This is a genomic window from Stecheria intestinalis (genome assembly GCF_009696165.1).
In the GTDB taxonomy this organism is placed as follows: Bacteria; Bacillota_I; Bacilli_A; order Erysipelotrichales; family Erysipelotrichaceae; genus Bulleidia; species Bulleidia intestinalis.
This window is the reverse complement of the sequence record NZ_VUMN01000016.1, coordinates 1-16801: the sequence shown is the minus strand read 5'-3', so window position 1 is coordinate 16801 and position 16801 is coordinate 1. Positions and strand designations below refer to the sequence as shown.

Here is a 16801-nt window from a genome sequence, read left to right as displayed (position 1 = left end):
CGATGATCTACAATTTCAATCTCGGCATCGGCTGGGCATCCAGCGGCGTCGAATATGCGCAGCTCTATCGGGCCAGGATGTTCCGGGTGCTGAAAGAACCGGCTAAGTTCATCTTCACTGATATGTTTCCCCAGGAGAACATCGAGCATTTCACGAAGCATATCGGCTTTGCGGATGACGAAGTGATCTGGCTGTATACGTATTTCACCGATTTCCGCATTTCGCCGGTGACTTATACGCTGAAGCAGTTCGAAGCGACGCTTGCCGATCAGAAGTTCAGCGTGAGCAGAACAGGCAGGATCGGAAGGCTGCAGTTTCAGGATCCGGGTCACTACTGCACCATCTACTTCACGGATGAGAAACAGGATCTGGTTCATCGGGTGGAGTTTGTATCGCATGGGGCTCTGATCCGCAAGGACTACTTCACATACGGAAGAATTTATTCGGAATACTATGCACCCCTGGATGGAAGCGCGCACCTGTATCAGAGAAGGTTCTTTCATGAAGATGGGTCCATTGCCTATGAAGAACTGACCGGTCCGAAGAATTCAATGTTCCGCTTTCCGGATCATATCTTCTATTCGAAAGAAGACTTCGTCGGCTACTTCGTGCAGTGCCTGCATCTTTCCGGACAGGATACCGTGATCGTCGATCGGACGACCGGCATCGGCCAGGCAATCTTCGAGAATGCCGGCCAGGCAAGAATCGGCATCGTCGTGCATGCGGATCATTACAGCGTATCCGGAACGGATGATACGCACATTCTCTGGAATAACTACTATGAGTATCCCTTTGATCTGTACCGCCATATCAGCTTCTTCATCACCTCGACCATTGCTCAGAAACAGAAGATGGCAGCGCAGTTTGAACACTATGTCGGAGCTGTTCCGAAGATCGAGGTGATCCCGGTCGGGAGCCTTGATCAGCTGATCTATCCGAAGAAACCCAGAAAACCGTATTCGATTGTGACTGCATCGAGGCTTGCCAGCGAGAAACATCTGGACTGGGTCATTGAAGCCTGCGTGCTTGCCAAGGCGGATGTGTCTGAACTGACGCTGGATATCTGCGGAGCAGGCAGCGAGTATCAGCGGCTTGAAAGTCTGATCAGGAAGCGGAATGCTTCGCGGTATATTCATCTGCTCGGTCAGCAGGAAATGAAAGACCTCTATCAGGACTATGAGCTGTATCTTTCCGGTTCGACGAGCGAAGGATTCGGGCTCAGCCTCATGGAAGCAGTCGGCAGCGGCTTGGCGATGATCGGTTTCGATGTTCCTTATGGAAATCCTTCCTTTATCCGTAACGGGAAGAACGGAACGCTGATTCCGGTTTCGGAAACGATGAGCGACCAGGAGCGGGTACAGGCACTGTCTGATGCGGTTGTGCAGTATTTCCTGACGGCTGATCGCAGGGCATATTCGGAATGTTCTTATGAGATTGCTTCAGAGTATCTCACAGAAAACGTGGTGCAGAAATGGAAAAGCGTGATACAGGCAGAGTAAAAGAGGAAGGAATCCTGCTTCTTGATCATTATGATGAAGCAGCAGAGATGCTGAAGGATTCGTTCCGGAGTGCGGGTTTTTCCGGGCCGGTGGTCGTGCTTTCCGAAGAAGCGTCGCTGCCGGATGATGTCATTTCTCTGTACCGCATGTTCTGTTACGATGAAACTGCGGGTGCGCTTTGCGGAGCAGTCTATGTGCCAAGGAAGAAAAGCGAGGCTGAGATTCAATCGTACCGTCTAGGTCATGCGGGCTGGCTGCCGGGCACGAGCAGGTATTTCAATCAGATCGAGCTTCCGGATTACTGGGAGATCAGTGCGGACGGCATGTCGGCAAGGGTCTATGACCGCAATCACCTGAGAGCCCGGATCTTCTATGCAAAGACTCTGCATAGCCGGATTGTCAGCGATGCGGACTGGCTGGATGAAAACGGAATCGTGCGGTTCACCGACCACTATGATCTCCATGGTCTTCTCTATGCAAGAACGATCTTCAATGAGAAAGGCGAGCGGTTCTCCTGCTCGTGGATGGATGAAGAAGGAAGAGAACGGGTCGTCGAGAACTATGTGACCGGAGATATTCTGGTCAATCGGAATGGGATGACGGAGCTGTTCAGCGGCCGGACGGAACTGGCGGTTTCTCTGATCAGGGAGCTTGGCTATGAAGGACAGCGGATCTTCTACAATTCGCTGTCGACGCCGCTGTTTGTCAGCGAGCGGCTGGCTTCTTGCAAAGCAGGCAATGTCCTGTTCTGGCAAGAGGAGCCAAGAGACGATATTCCCGGAAACATGCAGATGATCCTGGCTGGAAACTCGCATACGAAGGAAATTCTCGTGCAGAACAGAAAGAGCTGCCGAAAGCTGCTGTCGCTCGGGGCTTCTTCGGAAGAGGTGCGTCCGTTTGGATTCGTGTACGCGTTTGACCATGCAGGAAGGAACCGGAATGAGGTGCTGATCTGCACAAACTCGGATCAGATCGCTTCGCTGGAAGAACTCGTGAAGGGACTGCCGGAGATGAAATTCCGGATTGCGGCAGTCACGGAGATGTCTTCGAAGCTGCTGGCCTTCGGGTCTTATCCGAATGTGCGGCTGTATCCTGCTGCTTCAAGGCAGATCCTGAATCAGCTCTTTGCGGCGTGCGGCTGGTATTTCGATATCAACTACGGGAGTGAGATCGTCTCGGCTGTGAAGCATGCATTCCTCAATGAGATGCTGATCATGGGCTTTTCATCCACACTGCATCGGCCGCAGTATGTGGCGGAAGAGCATGTGTTTGCGGATGCGGAAGGGCTGATTGCAGAAGTGAAGAAGCTGATGGCATCAGAATCCATGCAGGAAGAACATCTGTCTCTTCAGAAACAGGCAGCGATGTCAGAGCCGATCACCTCTTATCAGCACTTGTTTCTGAATCACTGATCTGCTGCCAGCGGCAGATCTTTTTCATGGTTTCCATCCCAGGAGAATCAGCAGAATGCGTGCAGATCGTTTATAATAAGGAACATGACAGGAAAAGATGAACAGAAAACTTCCCGGCTTCTGATCGTAATCGTGGTTATTCTCGCTGCTGTGATTGCAGCATTTCTGTTTCTGCTGCACGATCCGAAGAACAGCAGTGCTGCTTCTTCGGATCCTGATACGATCGGCGAGAAAGCTTCGCTTGCGACCGCCGGGGCGATGAGCGTTCCTTCCCGGACGACCGAGATGTCTTCGCTGAGTATTTCTGTGAATGATTACAAGGTGTTTGCGCTGGATGGTCTTGATTTCCGGTTCGTGATTGCCAATGTGCATATTGAGGGAGAGAGTCCGCTTAATGTTTCGTTGTCTCATTTCACGACTAGTGAAGGCATCCGTCTGGATCAGGTTTCTGATTACGTGAATACGCTGGAAGAGAATAACCTGTTTCTCGGCAGGCAGAATGTGCTGTTCTCGCTGATCTCGGAGACCTCTCCGTTTGATGCGAATATCTTCATTCCCGTGAAGGATTCTTCATTGAGCAGCGTTACGGTATCCATGGATTTCCAGACCAAGGCACTTTCCTTCTCGCTCTCTGACCCGAAGGGGACTTCAGAAATGCTTGCTTACACGGATGGCGATGTCATCACGGATGGCAAGACGTATCAGATGACGGTCTCGAAGGCAAGAGAGATCACCGGCGAACCGCTGTATCAGACCATGAATGGCCAGGACCAGGAATACCTGCTTCCTTCGACGACCCGGGTCTATGCGTTTGAGGTCGATGCCGTGTCGCTGTATGGCGATACGATTTCGCTGGAAAGTGCACAGTATGTGCCGGCGAATTCCTCGGAAGTATTTGATGCGCTGCCGCTAGAGGTCCATACACTGAAATTCCAGAATATCCTCGGGAAGACGATTTCGGATACGTCTTCGGGATATCTGTTCTTCTATGCATATGATCCGGAAGATCATCCGATCACGTATACCGGCGTGCTGAAGCTGAAAGTCAGCGGCCAGGATACGTGGATCACGGTCAATGTGAACCTGAATGAGTAAAGGAGTGACAGAATGAGAACGTTTCCGATTCTGACAGCAGTGCTGAGTCTCGCGGTTTCTCTGGTCACTGCATTGCCCGCAATGACCGTGGAAGTCTCGGCAAAGGAAGAATATGACTATTACCCGATGGCCTGCAGTCTCTATGAAGTAGACAAGGTCGTTTCGTCCGGCGGCAATGCAGGCTTTGAGATGATTGCCTGCACTGGCGACTATTCCGAAGCGAAGCGGCAGATGTATGCGCTCGGCGATGCCGGCGTCATCCGCAGCAGTGCTTCGTATTCGCCAAGCAGAATCATCGATATGAGTGCCGGCGTCGTCTATACGTATCCGCAGCGTTCCGGTGCCAATACCGTCACGATCTACCAGTATTATGATCTTTCCGGCTCCATGCCTGCTTACAATAAGACCACGGCAGTCACCTGGCACCGGGAGCTGCAGTATCTCGGCCTGTATTCCGTTCCGGACAGCGACGGCAATGCGCAGGTACTCGTCGATGCGGCGGGCTTTGAAGGCTATGTGAACCTGAAGAATGTCGATCTCATTCCGATGGCAGTCATTGAAAACGGCTGGGGCATGTATCTTGGCGGCAATTCGACGTATGACGGCGAACAGCCGTTTCTGACCTATGCGCATCAGCAGTATTACAAGGTGGAGCAGAATGGGAATTATGCCGATCTCGTGCTGCATTATTTCAGCGGCTGGGGCAATCCGTCCAATGGCGGCCAGGTTCAGGAATGGACCAGTGCGGTCGGACCGGCAGCTGACTGGATGAAAGTCGGTGATGTCTATTACAGCTATGACAACACGACGTTCTATACCGACCGTACCTGCCAGAACCAGGCGGGAGTGTATTATCCGTATTATGAATTCGTGTTCCTGCGCTCGAAGACCGGAATCTCTGAGAGCACGTTCAATCAGTTTCTGAGCTCAGTCGGGAAGGATTCCTCGAGCAAGCTCTGGAATACGGGTTCGATCTGGCTTTCTGCCCAGGACAAGTATGGGGTCAATGCCCTGGAGATCTTTGCGATGGCATGCCTGGAGTCAGGCTATGGCATGAGCGCCTATGCCCAGGAAAGAAACAATCTCTTCGGCTGGAATGCGGTGGATTCCGATCCGGATCAGGCTTCGTATTTCAGCAGTGTCGAGCAGGCGATCAATGAACATATGAGCATCAATCTGAGAGGATATCTGGACATCAATGATGCAAGATACTTCGGGTCGCATCTTGGCAATAAGGGTTCCGGCTTCAATGTGAAATATGCTACGGACAACTACTGGGGCGTCAAGATCGCTTCGATTGCCTATGCGATTGACAAGTGCGACAACGACTGGAACGGAAAGCTGACTGATTTCAATTCGGTGAGTCTTGGCATTGTAAAGAATGATGCCCATGTGGATATCCTGAAGTCAGTCAACGGATCCGTGCTCTACAATACGGAATACGGTTCCCGCTATCAGAAGAACCATACGCTTGCGATTCTGGCAGAACGGGATGGATGGTATGAAGTGCAGTCCACGAATGTGCTGGATACTTCCGGCAATGTCGTCACCCACCTCAGCAGTATGGGAGGGCTTGATTATAACTTCGATACGATGGTCGGCTGGATCCGCAAGGATCAGGTGACGCTGATCAATACGACGCCGATCCAGATCACCGGAAGAACGGCGACTGGTGACGCGGTGCAGACGCTGGATGCGCTCAGCTGGAATGAGAATGGCACGCTGCATCTGGAAGGAAGAAGCTATGTGCCTGGCATTCTGACCGATAGCGAGAATACGGTCACGGAAACTCTGACGATTCAGAGCGATGCCTTCGCTTCTGTTTCAGAGATTCCGCTTACGGTTTCTGCCGACAGCGATGTTCTGAAGTGGAGCACGGATGTCGATGTGTCTTCCCTTGCACAAGGAACGTATTTCTTCAGTTTCGCAAGGTCTTATTCGGCAGTATCGGAATACAGCAGCACGTATTGGCTGCCATTGATCCAGAGCCTTCCGGATCCGCATACTGCCAATGGCAATTCGTATGCCTTCTCGTCGGCATCCTTGTCCGGAACAGATGGACTGGCACTGACGGTGCAGAAAGTGAGCTGCGGCGTGAATGCTTCGTATGATGAAGCAGCTGGTTCCTGTGTCTGTGCAGATGGATATGAGAACTACACCGAAGGAACCGGATGCACCATCAAGCCGACGGAAGATGTTAGCGAGAATGTGATGAGAGGCGTCGAAAGTGNTTCTCTGAAGGATCAGGTGCTGACGATCAGCGGTATGGCCTTCCTGAAGGGCATGGATGCCAGCGACAGCAACCAGGTTTCTCTGATCTTCCGGAATATGGAAACGGACGAAGAGACGGTCTTTGATGCAAAGATGAGCGATCTTCCGTCTCCGGTCAGCCTCGGCGATTCGTATACGTATTCGCATGTACTCTATGAAGTCTCTGCAGATCTCTCAGGGCTTGCGGCAGGAACGTATGAGATCCAGGTGAAAGTCACCAATGGGGAGGAATCCGGGACAGTACCGCTGTACTGCACGAAGGATGATATCGATCAGAGCGAGAATCGAACCGACGGATCCATCGTGAGCTTCTATGCAGAACCGATGTACAACTATCGTCTCGAGGTTTCGATCGGTACGTCCGGCATTGATAAGTCTGTCATCAGCAAGCCGATCCGCAGTGCTTCTGTCTTCGGAACGAATTCACTCACGATTGAAGATGGCAAGTTCAGTATCGATGCATATGGTCTGCTAAGAGGGACTTCCATCACGGCAGACGATCATCCGTCCTATACGATTCTGATCGAGGATGAGAATGGAACTGTAACCTCGTATTCCATGAATACGAAGGCATGTCCGGTAGATCTCGGAAAGATGCTGCAGTCGGATTACACGGCTGATGAAGCATGCTTTGACGGATCGATTGATCTTGCTTCTCTTTCAGAAGGAACCTATACGCTGTATCTGGATCTGAAGACGGATTCGGCAAGAGATATCTATGAGCTTTACAGTCTCAGAGACATGGATCCGGTCACGGATACGTATCAAGGAAGAACCTATACGATCGCCAAGGGAAAGATTCATGATCGCTTTGAGCTGACGATTGCGGCAGATGAGGGGAATGCGAATGATTAGACTTGCAAAGACAACAAAGATCCTGCTCGGGGTTGCAATCGGTCTGGGAACGGCGACGGTCGGAACGGCAGCGTACTATTTTTCCTCGGCCCCTGAAACGGCGAAGATCACGGTTCCGGCCTTCGTCGGAAAGACGAAGAGCGATGTCGAAAGCTGGATGACAGAGAATTCGGTTTCTTCTGATCAGTGCACCTTCGACTATACGTATGATGAAGAAAAGGATCAGGATGTCGTCCTGTCTCAGAGCATTGAAGCAGATTCGGTCTTAGGGTCTGAAGAGGTTCTGGAGATCACGCTGTCAAATGGACCGGATCCGGACAAGGAATTCAAGATGCCTGATTTTACCGGCAAGAAGCAGGCAGAGGTCGAGCAGTGGTTTGAAGACCATAAGTTCACGGCAGTGAGCTATGCCTTTGAGAGCGATGACAAGGTAGAAAAGGGTGTGTTCCTGAAGGCTTCTGCAGATGCAGGCACGACCATGAAACGTTCTGATGAGCTGACGATCACATTCTCAAGCGGCAGCGATTCCGACGAAAAGACTGAAGTGACCGTTCCGGATTTCTCTTCGTATTCGCGGAAGAATATGCAGGCATGGGCATCGCAGAATGGCATCACGCTGACGATTGCTGCCCAGGCTTCTGATACGGTAGCCAGCGGCGGCTTCCTCTCGCAGAGCGTGAAGGCCGGAACGAAGGTGAAGTCCGGTTCTTCGATCACCGTGACCTTATCTTCGGGCAAGGCCATCAAAATCGTGAGCTATGTCGGCAAGACGAGGAGCGAAGCAGAGACCTGGACAAGTTCACAGAAGCTCAAGAGCAGTGTCACGCTTCTCTACAGCAGCAGCGATGCCGGCATCGTCCTGTCGCAGTCTCCGGATTCCGGTACGGCTGCAGAAGGGACAACGGTGAAATTCACTGTTTCTGCAGGAAAAGTGAATCTGCTGGATTATACGGGCAAGACAAAATCCGCATTTGAAGCGTATCTTTCTTCCCTGAATGCTGAGAACAGCAGCAGCGCAAAGATCTCGGTTTCCTATCAGGAAACGGAAAGCACTTCGGCAGCGGGTACCATTCTGTCCCAGAGCGTGAGCGGGCTGGTGGCTCCGGGTACCAGCGTGACGGTTCAGGTCGCCATCGGAAAGAAGTACAGCGTAACCAGTCAGGCAGGCAAGTCTCTGGACAGCTTCAAGAGTTATCTGAGCTCGATGGGTCTGAATCTCGGCAATGTTTCCTATGTTTACAGCGACAGCTACCGTTCAGACGTCCTGGTGTCCAATGATACGGGCAGCTATGAATCCGGAGCCTCGATTAACTGTGTGGTTTCAAAGGGTTCCTATTCCTGGGATCCGGGCAGCCTCGTGAATGCTGGTTCCAGCTGGAGCTCTCTGTACAGTGCTTCTGCAGATGCGAGAAAGAACGGCTACACCGTAACGAAGTCGGATGTGGAAAGCAGTCAGTATTCGGAAGGACAGATCGTCGGCTGCACCGTGAGCGGAAAGAGCATTTCCTGCCAGGTATCGATCGGCTCCTATGTGACGATTCCGGATGTGACCGGAAAGGACCATTCGGATGCTTCTTCGACGCTGAGCAGTCTCGGTCTTTCGGTCACGGAGCTGGAGCAGAGCTATTACAGCGATGTCACCGCGGGTCAGGTGGTTGGTCAGTCGCTTTCTGCCGGAACGAAAGTCCGAGCAGGAACAGCGATCACGATCACGTATTCGAAGGGACCGGAACCGGTTGTGACGGCGACGATTCCGACGATCTATACGGCCCTGTATGATGGCATGAAAGGTTCGGAGATTGTCTCGAGCCTGACGCAGACGCTGAATGCGGCGGGATTCTACAACCTGAACTTCGTGAAGATTTCGACGGGAAGCACGACGAGCATCAATGCGCTGAAGTCGGTTTCACCAGCACCTGGTTCCACGATCAATGTGAAGGACCAGATCACGATCGAGTATTATTCCGCAGACTGAAAAGAAGAAACAGATCACCAGGGACTCGCTGGTTCCATGCATACAGCGGAGGCCCTGGTGATTATGCTATAATTCTTCTGGCTGAAAAGAGAACATGGCTATGAAAGAATGCAGACACGTTGCGATTATCATGGACGGAAACGGCAGATGGGCGAAGGCCCAGGGAAAGCCGCGGACGTACGGTCACCTGGTCGGTTCGGATAATGTCCGTACCATTGCGATAGCTGCGGATGAGCTCGGGGTGAAGTATCTGACGCTCTATGCGTTTTCCACGGAGAACTGGAAGCGGTCGCAGGAGGAAGTGGGCTATATCATGAAGCTGCCTGCTTATTTCTTCCGGAAGTATATGCAGGAGTTTCTGGACCGGGGCTATCAGATGCATATGATCGGCGAGCTGGATGCCCTGCCGGAGAGCACAAGAAAGGTGCTTCTGGATGCGGTGGAAGAGTCGAAGGATAATACCGGTCTGAATCTGAATATTGCGATCAACTATGGTTCGCATCGGGAGATCGTGCTGGCTGCGAATCAGTATGCGAGAGATGTCAAAGAAGGAAAAGCAGAGCTCGGCATCGATGAGAAGGGCTTTGAGAAGTATCTGATGACGAAGGATTTCCCGCCGGTGGATCTTCTGATCCGCACGAGCGGGGAAGAGCGGATCTCGAATTATCTGCTCTGGCAGATTGCCTATGCGGAACTGGAATTCGTGCCGGAGAGCTGGCCGGAGTTTACACCGGAGGTATTCCGGCGCTGCATGGAGGAATACCAGGCCCGTGATCGCAGATTCGGAGGCGTGAAGGCATGAGTGATACGAAGAAGCGGGTCCTCACCGCGGCAGTGCTGATTGCGATTATCATTCCGCCGTTTCTGGCAGGCGGAATCTGGATTGATCTCCTGATGGCGGTGATCTCGTTTTTCGGTGCGTATGAGCTTGCCAGCATGAGCGATCAGAAGCCGCACATGGGCATGACGATCCTGACGGCGGCGGCGATCATCCTGCTGTACCATCTGGAAGGCGAGCTGATCATTGCCGGGTTTGCATTATGGATCATCGTGCTGTTTGCCATCCATATCTTCTATGAACCATTCTCGACTGATGAGGTCGTCTATATCTATGCGATTTCGTGCATCCTGGCGATGGCATGGAATGGCGTATGCAGAATCTACGGAACCATACTCGGGCCTGATACGATGATCTATGTCGCGCTGGCCTGCTTTCTGTGCGATACGGGAGCCTGGTTTTTCGGAAGAAAGTTCGGAAAGCATAAGATGATTCCGCGCATCTCTCCGAAGAAGACCTGGGAGGGCAGTATCGGCGGCTATCTGACCGGACTTGTGATTTCTCTTGTCTATGGGTTGTTCTTCGTGCCGGAGATGCCGATCGGATTGTTAGTGAGCGGATCTCTGGTACTGCCTGCGGCAGCTCAGATCGGGGATCTTTCGTTCTCGAGCACGAAGCGGCATTTCGGCATCAAGGATTTCGGCAAGCTGTTGCCTGGTCATGGCGGCATCCTGGACCGGATTGACAGCCTGGTGTTCTGCTTCATGGCATTCAATGCACTGATGCTGGCATGGGGGATCTGAATATGACGAAGAGATTTGTACTGCTCGGAGCGAGCGGTTCGATCGGCACGCAGACGATCGATGTGATTCTTCAGCATCCGGATCGCTTTTCTTTGACGGCATTCGGAGTAGGCAGAAGGATTGAGACGGCCAGAAAGCTGCTTGGCATCTTTCCGGTGACCAAGGTTTCCGTGATGCGGAAAGAAGATGCTGAAACCTTAGCTGCAGAATTTCCTCATACGAAGTTTTTATGGGGAGAAGCAGGCATGGAAGAACTGGCATCGGGATCGGATTATGATGTGCTGATCAATGCGCTGGTCGGGTTTGCGGGCTTTGCGCCGACCCTGGCCGCGATGAAGGCGCATCATGATGTGGCCCTTGCCAACAAGGAGACGCTGGTCTGCGGCGGAGCGCTCATTAAGAAGGCAATGCAGGAATACGGCGTGCGGCTGTATCCGATCGACAGCGAGCATTCGGCCATCTGGCAATGCCTGCAGGGCAATCAGATGAAGCAGGTGAAGCGGCTGATCATCACGTGCAGCGGCGGCGCCTTCCGGGATAAGAAGAGAGAAGAACTTGCGCATGTGACGCTGGAAGATGCTCTGGCCCATCCGAACTGGTCGATGGGACCGAAGATCACGGTGGACTGCGCAAATCTCATGAATAAGGGATTTGAAGTGACGGAAGCGCACTGGCTGTTTGATCTTCCGTATGAGCAGATCGACGTGCTGATGCATCGGGAGTCCGTGATTCATTCGATGGTCGAGTACTGCGATCACAGCGTGATGGCTCAGCTCGGAGCACCGGATATGCGGCTGCCGATTCAGTATGCGATGAGCTGGCCGGACCGTCTGCCGCTGCATCAGGATCACCCTCTGGATCTTTCAGAGATCGGAACGCTTCATTTTGAGAAACCGGATACGGAGCGGTATCCGCTGCTTGCCTTAGCCTATGAAGCAGGAAAGAAGGGCGGCAATCTCGGAGCGATCATGAATGCGGCAAATGAGGCTGCCAATGCGGCTTTCCGCAGACATGAGATTCCGTTTCTCTCGATTGAGCAGATTGTGATTGATACGGTGCATCATGCGCCGTTTGCAGAGCTTTCCAGCGTGGACGACCTGATTCAGGCAGATGCCTGGGGCAGAGCTTATGCGGAAGAACAGATCAGAGGAGTACTCATTAACGAATGACGATTATCTATTTTATCCTTCTTCTTACGGTGATTATCTGCATCCATGAGGCAGGTCATCTCTTTGCGGCAAAGAAATTCGGCGTATACTGCTACGAATATTCGTTCGGCATGGGACCGGTCATCTGGAAGCGGAAGAAAGGCGAGACGCAGTACAGCATCCGGGCGATTCCGATCGGCGGCTTTGTCGCAATGGCGGGAGAGCAGGATGGCGATGCGGCTTATCCGGATGTCACAGTTCCCGACGGCAGGCGTCTGACCGATAAGCCATGGTGGCAGAAAGTCATCATCATGCTGGCGGGAGTATTCATGAACTTCGTGCTCTGCTGGGTGATCTTCTCGCTGATCATCCTGCATGCAGGATCGTTTGCTGTATCTCCGAAAGCGGTGATTGAAGAAGTCATTTCCGGGGGTCCTGCGGAAGCAGCAGGACTTGAAGCAGGGGATGAGATTGAAGCAATCGTGCTTTCTGATGGAACCGAGTATCATCCATCAACCTATCAAGACCTGCAGCTTGAACTGTCTTCGATGTCGGATCAGCCGATCCAGCTGACGGTGCTGAGAGATGGCAAAGAACTCACCGTCTCCGTGACTCCGGAATATAACGAAGAATACCAGTACTACATGATCGGCATCCGCGGTCCTTCGGCAGAAATGAAAGATGTGAATCTTCTGAACTGCTGGGGCTTCGGAGCGCAGGAGATGTGGACGGTGACGAAGCTCATGATGAGCGCGATCCGCAATCTCTTTGCTGGAAGAAATCTGAATCAGCTCAGCGGACCGGTCGGCATCTATCAGGCGACGGAACAGACTGTTTCGTATGGTTTCTCGAGCTTCCTGTTCCTGATGGCAGAGCTTTCGCTGAATGTCGGCATCTTCAATCTGATTCCGTTACCGGTGCTGGATGGCGGCCAGGTCGTGATCACGATCGCCGAAGCCATTGCTCATCGCAAGCTGAATGAGAAGGTCAAGATCGGGCTCATGGGAGCCTGCTGGGTGCTGCTGATCGCATTGATGCTGTTTGTTACCTGGAATGATGTTTCCAGAATGATCGGATAGAAAGAAGGTATTCACACATGGCAACTATTCTCGTAACCGGAGGAACCGGATATATCGGTTCCCACACATGCGTTTCCCTGATTCAGGCTGGATATGAGGTCATCGCGCTCGATAATCTCTATAACTCCAATGAAGCCGTTCTGGACCGCATTCAGACGATCACCGGTGTGAAGCCGAAGTTCTACCGGACTGATGTGCTTGACAAGGATGGACTGAAGAAAGTATTCGATGAGAATCATATCGACGCCGTCATCCACTTTGCCGGCTACAAGGCAGTCGGAGAATCCGTTCAGAAGCCGCTGACGTATTATGAAAACAATATCTCCGGTTCGATCAATCTGTACTGGGCAATGCGCAATGCCGGCTGCAAGACCATCGTCTTCAGCTCCAGCGCTACCGTCTACGGAGCACCGGAGAAGTGCCCGATCACCGAGGATTCCAAAGTCGGCGGAACCACGAACCCATATGGCACCAGCAAGCTCATGAATGAGCGCATCCTCGAGGATGTCTCGAAATCGGATCCGGAATGGTCCGTCATGTTATTAAGATATTTCAATCCGATCGGAGCGCATCCGTCCGGACTGCTCGGAGAAGTTCCGAACGGAATCCCGAACAACCTCGTTCCGTATATTGCAAGAGTTGCCAACGGCCAGCTGGAATATCTGAGAGTCTGGGGCAATGACTATCCGACTCCGGATGGAACCGGTGTCCGTGACTACATCCATGTCGTGGATCTGGCAGATGGACATATCGGAGCGGTGAAGTATGCGCTGGAACACAAAGGTGTCGAGCATGTCAATCTCGGTACTGGCAAGGGATATTCCGTCCTGGATGTCCTGCATGCATATGAGAAGGCATGCGGGAAGAAGCTTCCGTACAAGATCATGCCGAGAAGACCTGGCGACATCGCAGAATGCTATGCCGATCCTTCCAAGGCAAAGCGCCTGTTCGGCTGGGAAGCCAAGTATGATATCGATGATATGTGCCGCGATTCCTGGAACTTCACGCTGAAGAATCCGGACGGCATTCATTGATCCTCGAAGCTCATCCGTCCCGGATGGGCTTTTCTTCCTAAGGGAGGAGGGAAAAAGACATGGTTCAGAGAAAGCACAGACGTCAGCAGAAAACATGGGTGATCCTCGCGGTGATCGCAGCCTTGTTTCTTGCCTCAGGAATCTATTTCGGAACATACTATCACGCCGATGAAACCGCACATGCCGCGATGCAGAGCGATGATGCCGTGACGATCGCTGAAATTCCGCAAGGAGGATATCTCTTTGACGGACCGGGCGAAGGGACCGCGATGATCTTCTATCCTGGTGCGAAGGTGGAGACGATCGCCTATGCGCCATTGCTGCATCAGATTGCGGCTGAGGGCTGCGATGTGTTTCTGCTTGAGATGCCATTCCATATGGCTTTCTTCGCATTAAATAAGGCAGATCAGATCCGTCAGGACTATGAAGAGACAAGCTGGTATATGGCCGGGCATTCGCTCGGGGCAGCGATGGCTGCACAGTATTCTGCTTCGCATCTTGAAGAGTATGACGGTCTGATTCTTCTCGCAGGGTATCCGACAGCGGACCTGCATGCAGAGAACTTCCGTCTCTTAAGCATCTATGGATCAGAAGACGGCCATCAGAAAATGCTGCAGAAGAATCCGCAGTATGATCCGGATGATACGACGATCGTTGTTCTGGAGGGCGGAAACCATGCCCAGTTCGGAAACTACGGCATTCAGAGCGGAGATGGCGTCGCATCCATCTCCCGCCAAGAACAGCAGAAACAGACCTCTCTAGCGATCCGGGAATTTCTGAAGAACGATTGAGGACTTTATGAAGAAGATTGCAGAAGCGTATTCCATTGCGGCAGGAGGGATGCTGTTCTTTGCGGCTTTTCTGTCGCTCGGATATGCCCTCTGTCCCGAGACGATGCAGGGCGGAAATGCCTATGCCCCGACTGCAGAAGCTGGAAGAATACTCGTATGGATCGGAAGTCTCGGCTGGGATCATCCTGGCATCGTGCTTTCCATCTGTCTTGGCCTTGGCCTTACGGACGAATTCCATGTCAGTGCTTCTCTGCTCTCATTTCTGTCTTATGAGGTGCTTGCCCATGGCATCTCCCGCTTCATGTCATTCAGCACTGCCCGGAATGATATCCCGTATGCACTGCTCGGAATGATTGCGGCAATCCTTGCCTGCACTCTCTTTCAGCGGGTTCTGAAGAAGTCCTGCGACTTCTGGAAGAAGCTGCTGGAAGCAGCACTGCTCCTCATTGCAGGTTCTCTGTTCTCTGCAGTTCTGTTCTCACTTCTCTGGCCGCCATTCTATGATGGCATCACAGCGCTTGGCAGATGGTGTGCGGATGGCAGCGTGAGAGGTGCATTCTGGTTCCATGTCTTCGAACGGCTTCTGGCTCCATTCGGCATGGAGCGCGGCCTGAACCGGATGGTATGGAATGCAGGAACCGGTTTAGGAGATCTTTCGTACTTCTGGGCAAGGAAGACTTCCGAAGATGTCTCCTGGCCATCGGGGCTCTATATGTCGGGCTTCTTTCCGATTATGATGGGCGGCATTCCGGCGGCCTGCGCGGTGCATCAGAATCACGATGGAAACCGGCGCTGGGGAATGATCGGTCTGGTTTCGTTTCTCGGGGGAACGGTGCTTCCCTATGAATATCTGCTGCTGGTGCATCCGCTTCTGTATCTAGGCTATTGCCTTTCCTATGGCATTTCCGCAGTGCTGGCAGATCTTCTTTCCTTCCGTGCCGGGCTGGCCTTGTCCGGAGGGTTTGCGGACTTCTTCTTCAGCGGCGTCATGCCAGCTTCAAAGAACCCGCAGAGGATTCTCCTCCTCGGAGCACTTGCGGCAATGGTCTTTGCAGGAACTGCGTATCTTCGGACGAGGAAGAAATGACAGGGGATCCTTCCGTCCTTCTGCTAGGGATAGAGAAGAAGGAAGGTATTCTTTATGGGCAGACTCAATTTCATCACTGAACTCATTCCCGGCATTCTGTTTGCGGGCATCGGCCTTGCCGGGCTGATCCTGTTTCACTCTGCGGGACCGGGAATCATCCTCACCGGTATCCTGTTCAGTGCGGCCGGAGTGCTGATTCTCATCCGGGCGATTGCAAGGATCCGCAGGATTTCTGCTGCCGAGAAGCACGGAACGAAAGTCATGGCCGAAGCAGTCACGTGCTATATCGACTTCTCGGTTTCCGTGAATGGCATCTCTCCTTATCTCCTGGAATGTGCATGGCAGAATCCGGCAACTGGAGAAGTATGCCATTTCTGCTCGGATCCGATCTACCGGAATCTCTCCTTCGTGCAGCCGGGAACGCCGGTAGAAGTGATGGTGGATCCGGAGAATCCGGAGATCTATGCCGTGCACTGGAAGAGCGTGCTGCAGGCAAAGAACCAGGTGCAGACATGGCAGAACGTCTGAAGAATCTGCCGGAAAGCGAACGGCCCAGGGAGAAAGCGATCATGCATGGCATCCGCAGTCTTTCCAGCCGCGAGCTGCTGGCGATTCTGATCCGCAGCGGCATCCGGGGCACGTCTGCCCTTGATGCGGCTGATCATCTGCTGATGAAAAGCGGCGGGGTGAACGGGCTGTTGAAGCTTAGCCGGTATGACATGAAGCAGGTCCCTGGAATCTCAGAAGTCAAAGCGCTGGAACTGGAAGCCTGCATGGAGCTTTCCAGGAGAATCTCGTATGAGCGGGCTGTGGAAGCAGATGTCGTGAGAAGTCCGGAAGGACTCTATGTGTCGTATCCAGTTTTTCAGCAAGCCGAATCCGAAAAAACAGCAAGCTCAATCCGATGAGACCGGCATGAGTCCTAGACCGCTTCAGATTGATCTGATTTCTGAACAGGAGGCAGTTTGGTGTTC

Annotated in this window: 14 protein-coding genes; all 14 read left to right on the top strand. The window is 52.6% G+C overall.

Annotated features, from left to right (window positions below):
- Window positions 1–2: 2 nt before the first annotated feature.
- The 14 genes from gtfA (at window position 3) to FYJ51_RS07545 (ending at window position 16735) form a co-directional block, all read left to right on the top strand.
- Window positions 3–1499, top strand: coding sequence for an accessory Sec system glycosyltransferase GtfA (gene gtfA, locus FYJ51_RS07610; protein ID WP_154504670.1), 1497 nt, complete (start codon window positions 3–5; stop codon window positions 1497–1499).
- Complete coding sequence (gtfB, locus tag FYJ51_RS07605) at window positions 1472–2911, top strand: accessory Sec system glycosylation chaperone GtfB (protein ID WP_154504668.1); 1440 nt, start codon at window positions 1472–1474, stop codon at window positions 2909–2911. The genes gtfA and gtfB overlap by 28 nt, the downstream gene beginning before the upstream one ends.
- 84 nt (window positions 2912–2995) lie before the next feature.
- Window positions 2996–4006, top strand: a complete 1011-nt coding sequence (locus FYJ51_RS07600; RefSeq protein WP_154504666.1) for a hypothetical protein — start codon at window positions 2996–2998, stop codon at window positions 4004–4006.
- Window positions 4007–4018: 12 nt separating this feature from the next.
- Window positions 4019–7132 carry an N-acetylglucosaminidase gene (locus tag FYJ51_RS07595; RefSeq protein WP_154504664.1) on the top strand — a complete coding sequence of 1038 codons (3114 nt, stop codon included), beginning with the start codon at window positions 4019–4021 and terminating at the stop codon, window positions 7130–7132.
- Window positions 7125–9107, top strand: coding sequence for a PASTA domain-containing protein (locus tag FYJ51_RS07590; protein WP_205946241.1), 1983 nt, complete (start codon window positions 7125–7127; stop codon window positions 9105–9107). The genes FYJ51_RS07595 and FYJ51_RS07590 overlap by 8 nt, the downstream gene beginning before the upstream one ends.
- A gap of 100 nt (window positions 9108–9207) precedes the next feature.
- Window positions 9208–9909: a polyprenyl diphosphate synthase gene (gene uppS, locus FYJ51_RS07585; protein WP_105304013.1), complete on the top strand. Its 702-nt coding sequence runs from the start codon at window positions 9208–9210 to the stop codon at window positions 9907–9909.
- On the top strand, window positions 9906–10688 hold the full coding sequence (locus tag FYJ51_RS07580) for a phosphatidate cytidylyltransferase (RefSeq protein ID WP_154504660.1): 783 nt from the start codon (window positions 9906–9908) through the stop codon (window positions 10686–10688). Before uppS ends, FYJ51_RS07580 begins: the two co-directional genes overlap by 4 nt.
- A gap of 2 nt (window positions 10689–10690) precedes the next feature.
- Window positions 10691–11857: a 1-deoxy-D-xylulose-5-phosphate reductoisomerase gene (locus tag FYJ51_RS07575; protein ID WP_105304011.1), complete on the top strand. Its 1167-nt coding sequence runs from the start codon at window positions 10691–10693 to the stop codon at window positions 11855–11857.
- The gene (gene rseP, locus FYJ51_RS07570) at window positions 11854–12915 is read left to right on the top strand and encodes an RIP metalloprotease RseP (RefSeq protein WP_154504658.1); all 1062 of its coding nucleotides are present in this window, start codon (window positions 11854–11856) and stop codon (window positions 12913–12915) included. Before FYJ51_RS07575 ends, rseP begins: the two co-directional genes overlap by 4 nt.
- Window positions 12916–12932: 17 nt before the next feature.
- Window positions 12933–13949 (top strand): UDP-glucose 4-epimerase GalE, encoded by a 1017-nt coding sequence (galE, locus tag FYJ51_RS07565; protein WP_105304009.1) that lies wholly within the window; start codon window positions 12933–12935, stop codon window positions 13947–13949.
- 59 nt (window positions 13950–14008) lie between these two features.
- The gene (locus FYJ51_RS07560) at window positions 14009–14740 is read left to right on the top strand and encodes an alpha/beta hydrolase (RefSeq protein ID WP_154504656.1); all 732 of its coding nucleotides are present in this window, start codon (window positions 14009–14011) and stop codon (window positions 14738–14740) included.
- A gap of 7 nt (window positions 14741–14747) precedes the next feature.
- On the top strand, window positions 14748–15827 hold the full coding sequence (locus FYJ51_RS07555; protein ID WP_154504654.1) for a PTS transporter subunit EIIC: 1080 nt from the start codon (window positions 14748–14750) through the stop codon (window positions 15825–15827).
- 54 nt (window positions 15828–15881) lie between these two features.
- Window positions 15882–16355 (top strand): DUF3592 domain-containing protein, encoded by a 474-nt coding sequence (locus tag FYJ51_RS07550; RefSeq protein ID WP_154504652.1) that lies wholly within the window; start codon window positions 15882–15884, stop codon window positions 16353–16355.
- The gene (locus tag FYJ51_RS07545) at window positions 16340–16735 is read left to right on the top strand and encodes a UPF0758 domain-containing protein (protein ID WP_154504650.1); all 396 of its coding nucleotides are present in this window, start codon (window positions 16340–16342) and stop codon (window positions 16733–16735) included. Before FYJ51_RS07550 ends, FYJ51_RS07545 begins: the two co-directional genes overlap by 16 nt.
- Window positions 16736–16801 lie beyond the last annotated feature (66 nt).